Annotated in this window: 7 protein-coding genes and 1 tRNA gene; 2 read left to right on the forward strand and 6 right to left on the reverse strand. The window is 43.5% G+C overall.

Going from position 1 to position 9,625, the window contains the following annotated elements:
- Positions 1 to 8 precede the first annotated feature (8 nt).
- A complete protein-coding gene (locus tag JC525_RS00145; RefSeq protein ID WP_233094790.1) occupies positions 9 to 1,229 on the reverse strand; it encodes an OprO/OprP family phosphate-selective porin in 1,221 nt (406 codons plus the stop codon).
- Positions 1,230 to 1,324: 95 nt separating this feature from the next.
- On the reverse strand, positions 1,325 to 2,359 hold the full coding sequence (locus JC525_RS00150; protein WP_198812807.1) for a 2-dehydropantoate 2-reductase: 1,035 nt from the start codon (positions 2,357 to 2,359) through the stop codon (positions 1,325 to 1,327).
- Between the two features lie 218 nt (positions 2,360 to 2,577).
- Between JC525_RS00150 and JC525_RS00155 the strand changes: the two genes are divergently transcribed.
- Positions 2,578 to 3,627, forward strand: a complete 1,050-nt coding sequence (locus tag JC525_RS00155) for a patatin-like phospholipase family protein (protein WP_233094792.1) — start codon at positions 2,578 to 2,580, stop codon at positions 3,625 to 3,627.
- Between the two features lie 105 nt (positions 3,628 to 3,732).
- Here JC525_RS00155 and JC525_RS00160 read toward each other — a convergent pair whose 3' ends face one another.
- Positions 3,733 to 6,246, reverse strand: coding sequence for a TonB-dependent receptor (locus JC525_RS00160; protein ID WP_198812809.1), 2,514 nt, complete (start codon positions 6,244 to 6,246; stop codon positions 3,733 to 3,735).
- Between the two features lie 453 nt (positions 6,247 to 6,699).
- Here JC525_RS00160 and JC525_RS00165 point away from each other — a divergent pair, with 453 nt between their 5' ends.
- Complete coding sequence (locus JC525_RS00165; protein WP_198812814.1) at positions 6,700 to 7,134, forward strand: hypothetical protein; 435 nt, start codon at positions 6,700 to 6,702, stop codon at positions 7,132 to 7,134.
- A gap of 308 nt (positions 7,135 to 7,442) precedes the next feature.
- Here JC525_RS00165 and JC525_RS00170 read toward each other — a convergent pair whose 3' ends face one another.
- From JC525_RS00170 to nadA, 3 genes are all read right to left on the reverse strand, one after another.
- The gene (locus tag JC525_RS00170; RefSeq protein ID WP_198812816.1) at positions 7,443 to 7,892 is read right to left on the reverse strand and encodes a hypothetical protein; all 450 of its coding nucleotides are present in this window, start codon (positions 7,890 to 7,892) and stop codon (positions 7,443 to 7,445) included.
- Between the two features lie 167 nt (positions 7,893 to 8,059).
- Positions 8,060 to 8,149 (reverse strand) — tRNA-Ser (locus JC525_RS00175).
- A 121-nt stretch (positions 8,150 to 8,270) separates the two neighbouring features.
- Entirely contained in the window at positions 8,271 to 9,326 is a 1,056-nt protein-coding gene (nadA, locus tag JC525_RS00180) for a quinolinate synthase NadA (RefSeq protein WP_198812817.1), read from the reverse strand.
- Positions 9,327 to 9,625: the final 299 nt, after the last annotated feature.

The raw sequence follows: 9,625 nt of genomic DNA on the forward strand, positions 1-9,625 counted from the left end.
ACTCGGGGCTAAAAGCTCACGTCCCACTGTAATGAATAAATAGTGCTATCGCCAACTTCACTTCCAAACTGTTCAAGCGAGACGCGACTTGCCTGTGCGGTTAATTTGTTTTTATGGCCGTTAAAAAACCAATTCAACGCTACGGTTTTTTCATAGAAACTTTGGTCTTCTTCGCTGGTATCAGGCGAATAGGTAGCAAAGCGCGCTGCAATTTCTAAAGGCTTTGGCCACGCGCTTATTGACGCATTTAGAAAGTATCCGGCTTGAATATAGTATCCACGCAACGTTGTTTCGATATTATCATTAGCCACATTAACAATGTTTTTCTCGTGGTATTCTGCTTGAGCGTTAAAGCCCTTGTAAAAGTAAGCCCCATCAATCACGAATTGCTGAACATCATACTGGCCTTCAATTTCACCTTCATCAAAGTTGGTTAAATTGCCGCCACCCGATGAAGAAAAACGGGTGAACTGACTTTTGAATTTTGCCCCCGCGATGGCTATAGCAGCTTTAGGCGTAGAAGAACGTTTAATATCGCTGTTATCAAAACCAACCTCCTCACCTAAGAAGTTCCACTGTAAGCGACCTGAGTACATGGCCTCACCATCATGATTACTATAGTCACCACGACCTGAACCATTAAACATACCTGCCCAGTAATTGAAATTAGCAGCACCGCCGTTATCGATATGACCGTAAATAGAAGCGCCCATTTGTCTGTCTAGCGTGAATATCCTATTGATTATCGAGCGGTCCATCATTTGTTGACCTCCGCTACTTACGCTTCGCTCTCTTGAGTATTCGACTTTCCACTGACCAAGCTTTGCGCTTATCGAGTTATACTTTTCAAACGCTATTGTGGCATTAAATGTTCTTTGATCGGCAGCGTCATACTCGATATCGTAAGTGATCCAAGGTTCGCCGATATGGCCATCGACCTTGATACGCGCTCGATTAACACCGAATTGATTTCCACCAACGTGGTCGAAATCGCTGGGCTGCGTAGGTTGACCAGCCCCTGGATTGGCATAGCGAAACTGGATACGCCCGCGAACGCGCAAAGAAAACTGCTGGTTGTCACTTTTATAGCTAAGGCCATTGCCTGTATACGCCGAAGGTACAACATCTGATGTTGCTACCTCTTCACAAGCTACACCTTTAATCGATAGAGACGACGCGAAGAAAAGCCCTAAAAAAAGAGATAATGAAAATTGAGATTTGAAGCGCAAAACACACTGAGAATACGGAAATTTAAGTGCAGGATATAGACTTTAGTATAAGATTCAAGAGCACTGACACAAAAATGACATAAAAATGTAATATTTCACGTTGAACCGCTAGTTTCTTGGCCTAAAAGCGCATTAGCCGGTAAGTGGGGGCTTCCCAATTGTGCGTGCTCTGACTGTTTTACCAAAGATACGATATGGCGATTAACAGGAGTAAGCATCTTATTTTTCTCCCCTAACCTCACAATTTCACCATTGAGATAATCCACTTCCGTTCGTCTTCCTAGCAATAAATCCTCATACATTGATGAGCGAGCTTCGGGGTCTATTTTGAGCGTCGATGCCGCCACAATATTGAACAGAAAATTGGGCAGTTTCATGATTGTCGGCATTAATTGAGGGATGACTTTCCCTGTTCTAGCGGGTGTGATCCCGTCGGCTTTAAGCACAGACAATGCCTCGGATAGCACCTTTGCCATTACCAGTCTGTATTGCCTGTCGCCCAGCTGCGATTTTAGCGGCATACCCGATAATGCATTAACGGCATTGTTTAGGTTCATAACAAGTTTGCCATACTGGACGGCAGCCATATCGTTGTATACCGTTACAGGGAGCGACGCGTTTTCAAGCGCCTCAATAAGGTCTTTGCATCTATTATCAGGGTCTTCTAAGGCGATATTGCCTTCAGTACCACAGTGGAAGTGTCCGTGGCCCTTATAAAGAACATTGAAAGGCACCATACCAGCAATAACAGTCTGGTTCAGCTTTTGGCGAAGCACCTGCGCGTTACTTACGCCGTTCTGAAGACTTATGACAACGGCAGAGGGTTTGGCCCACAACTTGATAATATCTGACGCCTGCTCGGTGTCTTGGCTTTTTACGCATAACAAAATGAAATCTGCAATGGCTAAGCTATCGTTATTCAATGAAAAATTGACGTGTTCAGCATCGGTAACTTGATTGCGGCCTTGCCAGTCGGTCACTTTCAAGCCATTTGCCACAATGTCGTCGTATAATCGCTGTCGCCCAATAAGCTTAAGCGTATTCGAACTGTTGAATGCAGGGCCGGACTCAAACAAGCAACCTGCTATATAACAACCAATACTACCCGCGCCTAACACCACGATATTCATTGATGTTTTTCCTATCATGACTAACTTTCTGCTATTTAGTTAGACTGCTTCTTAATAAACAAAATGTAAACATAAAAATCACACAGAAATAACAAAAAACGTTTTGTATCAGTTATTTCCTATTAGTTTGATTCAATCTTTCAATTTTCCCGTGCTACGTGATCTCCCTACAATTAGACCAAGTAGTCAATTTAGATATGGTCAAATGGAAGGTAATCATGTTCGGTCAACAATGTGCGTCAACCTACACCCGCAACACTGAAGGTACTGCCAATAACAAAGTTGCTCTAGTCGCAGAAGGTGGCGGTCAGCGCGGTATCTTTACAGCTGGTGTACTTGATACATGGTTAGACGCCGGATACGACCCGTTCGACATTCTCATTGGTACATCAGCAGGTTCACAAAACTTAACGAGCTTTGTGGCGCGTCAAAAAGGCTATGCAAAACGCTTAATCCGCGGCTTAACAAGACACAAACGTTTCTTTCAAATGGGACGAGGCTTAATGGGTAAACACATTGTCGATTTGGACTGGTACTTTGATAAAACCCAAGAAGCGAACCGTTTGCTTGATCTCGACACTGCGGAGGCTAACGTGGCGAACAGAGAAATTTTGTTTACCGCCACAAATGTTAGAGATAGAAAGGCTTATTTTTTAAACCCAATGAAAAGCCAAAATAACTGGGTTGAATTGATAAAGGCATCCAGCGCACTCCCCTTACTATACAAACAAGGCGTACCGCTTCACACTGAAGTAGAGGCTCAAAAGGCTGCCAATAATGATTTTTACCTAGATGGTGGATTAGCCGCGCCTTTGCCAGTAACTGAAGCTTACAAACGGGGCGCGACCAAAATCGTGGTTATTAGAACGGTAGACCAAGGTTTTCAGGCACAGTCACCTTGGCTGAAAAAGCTAAGCGCAGTGATGTGCGCAACAGGTACTTGCCCAAAGACTATCGACTACCTACTGCAACACGAGCACGGTTATCAAAAAGAATTGGCATTTATTGAAAACCCGCCTGATGGTGTGGAAATTGTTCAAATATTTGCATCAGATAAGCTGCAAAGTAAGCTACTTGGTAGCACCGACGCGCAGCTTCGCCATGATTATAAACTAGGAACAATGGCAGGGGCATCGTTTCTGAAATCGATTGAACTGCCTTTAAGCACTATTGGCAGAAACAAGCGCTACATATCGCCAGAAGCTCAACATCCTGATCAACTTACGCTAGCTAGACCAGATGCAACTTCACTAGGCCTCAGTGCTTAAAAAACGGTTACAAAGATTTTCTACACGATTGAAACAGTAAAATGATAATAAAAAGCCAGCTATTTTCTGAGCATAGCTGGCTTTTCGCTGCGAAATTACGAGTTACTAGTCAAACATGTAAGATATCGTTGCGCCGAACGTTCTGGGCTGACTTGGGTAAGCATTAAAACTACCAGCCTGTATGGGTGGTGGAAATGCTGACAGATAGTATTCATCATTGTTTAAATTCCTCACCCATAGTTGAACACTAATTCCGTTTGTAAAAATTAATCCTGCACTGGCATTTAGCATATTAACTTCACGAGTGAGTTCAGGTGGAACATTCTCTACAAGTTGTGTTTCACTCTCATGTAAATAATCACTTCGAATAAAGCCAGTAGTACCATTTTCGAATTCTAGGTGATAAGTCAAGCCTGCAACGAAGCTTCGCTCATGTATCCCTGCGGGCTGCGTACCTGATAGATCGATTGGTCCATTCACACCATTTGCACCAACAAAAGAGTCGTAAACCGGATCTAGTATTGTTGCGGCAAAGCTAAATACTAAATTCTCTGTTACATCTAGGGTTGAATCAAATTCGAGCCCCTGAGTTGACTGTTTCCCGGCATTCGCCAGCACGTATCCCGTGCCTACAAATGTACTCGATTGAAAGCCTTCGATTGTTTGGTCAAATAGAGTGACGTTAAATGCTCCATGTTTGAACCTTGCTTTTAACCCCAATTCATAAACGGTTGATTCTTCGGGCCCCGCATAGCGGGTTCCATAAGTCTGATTAACACGTGCTAAATTTCCAGATTCTAGTGCCGATTGATCAGAAGCAAACGGCCGAGTGTCACGTGAAAGGTTCCATGAAGAGGCTTTGAAGCCTGTTGCAGCAGTAGCGAATACGTTAACGTTTTGATTAATCTCGTATGCGATACGCGCACTCCATGTCACTTTATCATCGTTAGTGTTACCGTCTTCCACAGTATTAGGAAAAACGAGTTGCGGAGGCAAAAACTGAACGCCTTGGAGCGTGGGAATAAAACCAGCTAAAGCCGGCACTGCTGTAGATAAAGGCACACCGAAAACCGTCTGGCCATTTATGATGTCGATAGACGACAGTACTTCGTTGTTAATTTGTTCTACCGATACGTCTTTCTCATCTTCTGTGTAACTGACCCCAACTGTTGTAGTGAGCCTATCTGAAATATGATAATCAAGATTAAAGAACACAGATAATGCATCATTTTTTTGTAAAAACTCGCTATTCACGAACTGGTTTTCATTAAAAAAAGTACCCGGAGCTTGACCATACAAAGGTTCAAAAGCGCCAAGAAATCCATCGGGGAAAACCGCGTCAAATGGCAACGGTGTGGGTAACGAAGCGAGAGCTTGTGCTACCCCCGAATTCAACAGTACATCAAAATAAGGCCGGATGTTTTGACCGTAGAATAAGGTATCACCTGTGTCTACCTCTTCTGAGAAGTAGAACATACCGAACATCCAATCCACTGTATTATCACCAACGGAAGTAAGTCGGAGTTCCTGAGTGAAGGTATCTATCTCTGTGTGCCCTTCCTCTGTCAAAATATCGAGCGATGTATAATCTACATCCGCGAAATAGTCAGATTTATTGTTTCTGTAAGCGGTAATAGAGGTTAACGCGAACGTATCAAAATCTACGTCGATTTGCAGAGAGACCCCGCCATCTTCTACCGTATTACTAGGATTAAAATTCAGCGCAGATTTAAAAGCAAAGGGATCATCGGTTTCTAGCACCGTTCCCCCTAACGCGCGTACGACAGCGGTGGTAGGCCCGTTAATAACGTCTGCCACTGTACAACAGCGCTCATCTATTTCACTGTAATCTGCAATAAATCTAAACTTAACATCTGTGCTAGGTTCGTATAGAGCTTGACCTCTGATATTCCACCTATCACGATTGTTTAACTTATCTACACCTTCAACAACGCTTTCAGTATAACCATCACGTTTGTTCACTCCACCAGATAAACTAAATGCAACTTCTTCGGTTATGCCATTTGTATAGTATCCCTTTAATAATCGCTGATTATAATTGCCCACCCCTAGCGTCAATTTACCCTCCTCGGTGAACGATGGGCCTTGGGTTCGTATACTTATTACCCCAGCCGATGCGTTTTTTCCAAAGAGTGTACTTTGCGGGCCGCTTAATACTTCAACCTGCTGAACACGGGGTAAGTCGCCAATTTGCGAGGCAGCTCTTGAGCGGTATACACCGTCAATAAAAACCCCAACGGAAGGCTCAATTCCCGTGTTGTTCGCACCATTACCAAAGCCGCGAATTGAGAAATTTGTATTTGCTGAACGTTGTAAGGGGTTTACTCTTAAGGTTGGCACCAACGCCTGTAAATCCTGAATATCTAGCACTTGAGTTTGCTCAATCGCTTCGCCGCTCGTAACAGACACTGCGATAGGCGTTTCCTGGAGTCCCGTACTTCGCTTTGACGCAGTAATCAGTATTTGTTCATACAGCTCGTCTTCGGCTTGCTCGTTAGTTTCCTGCGACATAGCTGCTTGGCAATGCAAGCCTAAGCATAACGCAACTAACGTGGCAGTGCGGTTTGGGTTAAAGCGGGCGGGTAAGCGTTTACTCATCTTTTACGATTCTCTTGCTAATTATTGTTTTAAAGAGCCTCTGCTTACACGGCAAATTCAACATGGCTCAAAATTTAGTCGTATTTACAATAACTACGCTGCCATCAAGATGTAAACAAAATGTATATTAGTTGATGACAAGAATGGTAGCGGGTAAAACGATTACAATGCTACCTAAAGCAGGAAAATAGAGGGATGTATAGAAGCCTGACAGGGTTTATAGGGAGATATTTAATATTTTAATATATGCGAATCATTGAAATCGATTAAGTAGAATAAAGTTCGTCATTAGAGAGCAAATATCCTTAGCGTTTATTGTTAGTTTTAATGCGTTGCGCATGGAAGCAACAAAAACCATAAGCCCTTGATTAAATAGAACTTTAAATTATCAAACTTGACAGAGGGTACTAAAAAAATTATAAAACGCGTTTTTAGCACAAAGCGAAGTAAACCATGTCAGAACTATCAACACCCGTAAAACAGACCGAAGCGCACAAACTTATTGAAGGCCTATTGAAATCTAGCGAGCCAGCTGCTGAACTAGATAAAATTTCTGAAGAGTACAATATCGCTAACTGGGGCCAATCTAACGCGGTTTCAGCCAATCTGTATGACGCTGTACGCGATTTGCTTGGCAAAGGCGTAGTGACAGGCAACGACCTTGTTGCAGGCAAAGATACAATGGACCCTATCGTACATAAGGTCCAGGCAGAGACAGAAAAGCTTATCGCTAACCCAAGTGAAGCAGACCCTGACCGTGTTCAAACGTTTGTTCTTGGCTTCCTACGCACCTTCGTTAGTCAATTACTCCATCCAGGTACAAAGAAAGCGATTTACGCGAAAAAGCTTCCTGATTTAATCAAGCTACATCAGCAAATTGCGAAGTGATTGATTTACAGCACTAATATAACCGAGAGAAACTCACTGCACGTGAGTTTCTTTTTTGAAAGGAACGCTTTGCGTTTTTATTAAATACCTTTGGTGTTGCCTAAGCTGATCATTACTTAAATCGACTACGTTTTAATAATCGACATTATTACCTTCCCAACGACTTGCGGTTACGCGCATTGAGGCTGAGTTTCTCTAAACTTTTTTATATAGTTATTGGTGTGGGAAATAAATCTCAACGCATAAACGTGTCGCCAAAAAAGGAGCGTAAACAGGCTCAACTACGATTTCTCAGCGACAGATCAGTTCTACTTTCTAAATATCAGTTCTTGCATCAACTGTTCACTCATAATACGGCGTATAGCGACACGGTCTCCGCTTTGCTCTTCCATTTTATCCAGGCTTTTCTTCGACCATTCTATCCACGCTGCGTAACGCTCATCGTTCTCAGATTCAGATGGCCAATTAGTAAACATAGTCAGTAAATAAAGCGTTGCTTCACCCTCTCGTGGGTAGAGGTTGCCAATCACTTTATAGCCGTTAATCCATCCCTTCGATTTTGCAAACTCCATGGAAGAACGCCACTCATTTGCTAAGTGGTTCCCGTAATCTAGCCAGTGGCCATCTTTCACTTCGATGGCTGTCACTTCCCAGTAGTCTCCCCCTTTGAATACCCTTTCATCCGCCATAGTATTAAATGACGATACAGCGATAAAGTAAGCTACGACCACGATAAATAATTTAAACGTGCGTTTCATAACATATTTCCTTCCGCTTTAACGTAGTTTTACCCTGCCAACATGACAAAGTATTTTTGTACAACAAGATTAAAGTAGCACATGTACAATTTTTAACCACACAAAGTGTATTCAAGGCGCTTTATTACAGGCACAAAAAAACCGGCGTAAAGCCGGTTCTTTGTATTTGGCGGAGAGAGAGGGATTCGAACCCTCGTTAGGTTTAACCCTAAACACACTTTCCAGGCGTGCGCCTTCAGCCACTCAGCCACCTCTCCAAATTTTTTATCAAGAAGATTTCGACGACGAAAATCCTTGAGCGCGCGTATAGTAGGTAAAGCCGCGCGCTTAATCAAGAACTTGCTGGAAAATATTCAACAAGTGCTTATAAAACGTGCGCTAAAGGCCGCCTTTCGCTTTTAATTCTGCCGAGAAGTTAAGCATGCGATCAAGCGGAATTAATGCACCTTTACGCAATGCATCATCAACGAAGATTTCATGGCCATCACTTTCGCCCGTCAAAGAGGCCTTAATCGCTTCTAAGCCGTTCATTGCCATCCAAGGGCAGTGAGCACAGCTTTTGCACGTAGCGCCGTTACCGCCCGTTGGAGCCTCTATAAACGTCTTTTCTGGCGTAAGTTGTTGCATCTTGTAAAAGATGCCTTTATCGGTAGCTACGATAAAGGTGTCGTTGTCCATGGTTTGCGATGCTTTGATAAGCTGGCTAGTTGAGCCAACTGCATCGGCCATGTCTACCACGCTTGCGGGTGATTCAGGGTGAACCAGAACCGCGGCATTTGGATACAAGGCTTTCATGTCTGCAAGCTTCTGCGCAGAGAACTCGTCATGAACGATACACTCGCCCTGCCACATCAGCATGTCAGCGCCCGTTTGCTTGGCAATGTACGACCCCAGATGTCTGTCAGGACCCCAGATAATTTTTTTGCCTTGGCTATCTAGGTGCTCGACGATTTCAAGAGCGATACTCGATGTCACTACCCAATCCGCACGCGCTTTGACCGCTGCCGATGTGTTGGCGTAAACCACTACAGTGTAATCAGGGTGCTGGTCACAAAACTCACTAAATTCTTTTACCGGGCAACCAATATCAAGTGAACACGTCGCTTCAAGTGTTGGCATTAGCACTGTTTTTTCAGGGCTAAGAATTTTTGCCGTTTCGCCCATAAAGCGAACGCCAGCAACGATTAATGTCTGCTCTTCTGCATCTCTACCAAAACGGGCCATTTCCAACGAGTCAGCGACACAACCGCCGGTCTCTTCAGCGAGTGCCTGAATTTCATGGTCGGTGTAATAGTGTGCGACAAGCACAGCGTTACGGGCCTTTAGCAAGGCTTTGATTTCTGCCTTTAACTCAGCTTTACGTGCTTCTGATAATGGCTGTGGTTTTGCAGGGAACGGGTACTCTACCTGATCCACTCGAAATGCTACTGACATTAACCTACATCTCTGTTGCGACAAGGGTGCGGATTATACCCAACTGTCATAAAAATTACACACTACCTAATCAATATTAGTGTAATTAAATAGTCATATTTGTGCTTACCTGTTCTACTACATGGGGTTGCGTAAACCAGATCAAAGTACCAATGAGATGAATTGCAGTGCTTGATTAAAAAGCTCTAGAGATATAAAAGAAACTGATAAGTGATGTATTTTGAGTGCTTGTTTGAAACTTGATGGTGGGTCGTGCTGGATTCGAACCAGCGACCAATTGATTAAAAGTCAACTGCTCT

The sequence above is a fragment of the Alteromonas sp. IB21 genome, from assembly GCF_016405965.1.
Classification (GTDB): domain Bacteria; phylum Pseudomonadota; class Gammaproteobacteria; order Enterobacterales; family Alteromonadaceae; genus Alteromonas.

Bases quoted from the DNA above. Each gene is read 5' to 3' on its own strand.
- JC525_RS00170 (WP_198812816.1), bottom strand. From the start codon at position 7,892: ATGAAACGCACGTTTAAATTATTTATCGTGGTCGTAGCTTACTTTATC.
- JC525_RS00160 (WP_198812809.1), bottom strand. From the start codon at position 6,246: ATGAGTAAACGCTTACCCGCCCGCTTTAACCCAAACCGCACTGCCACG.
- nadA (WP_198812817.1), bottom strand. From the start codon at position 9,326: ATGTCAGTAGCATTTCGAGTGGATCAGGTAGAGTACCCGTTCCCTGCA.
- JC525_RS00155 (WP_233094792.1), top strand. From the start codon at position 2,578: ATGTTCGGTCAACAATGTGCGTCAACCTACACCCGCAACACTGAAGGT.
- JC525_RS00150 (WP_198812807.1), bottom strand. From the start codon at position 2,359: ATGAATATCGTGGTGTTAGGCGCGGGTAGTATTGGTTGTTATATAGCA.
- JC525_RS00165 (WP_198812814.1), top strand. From the start codon at position 6,700: ATGTCAGAACTATCAACACCCGTAAAACAGACCGAAGCGCACAAACTT.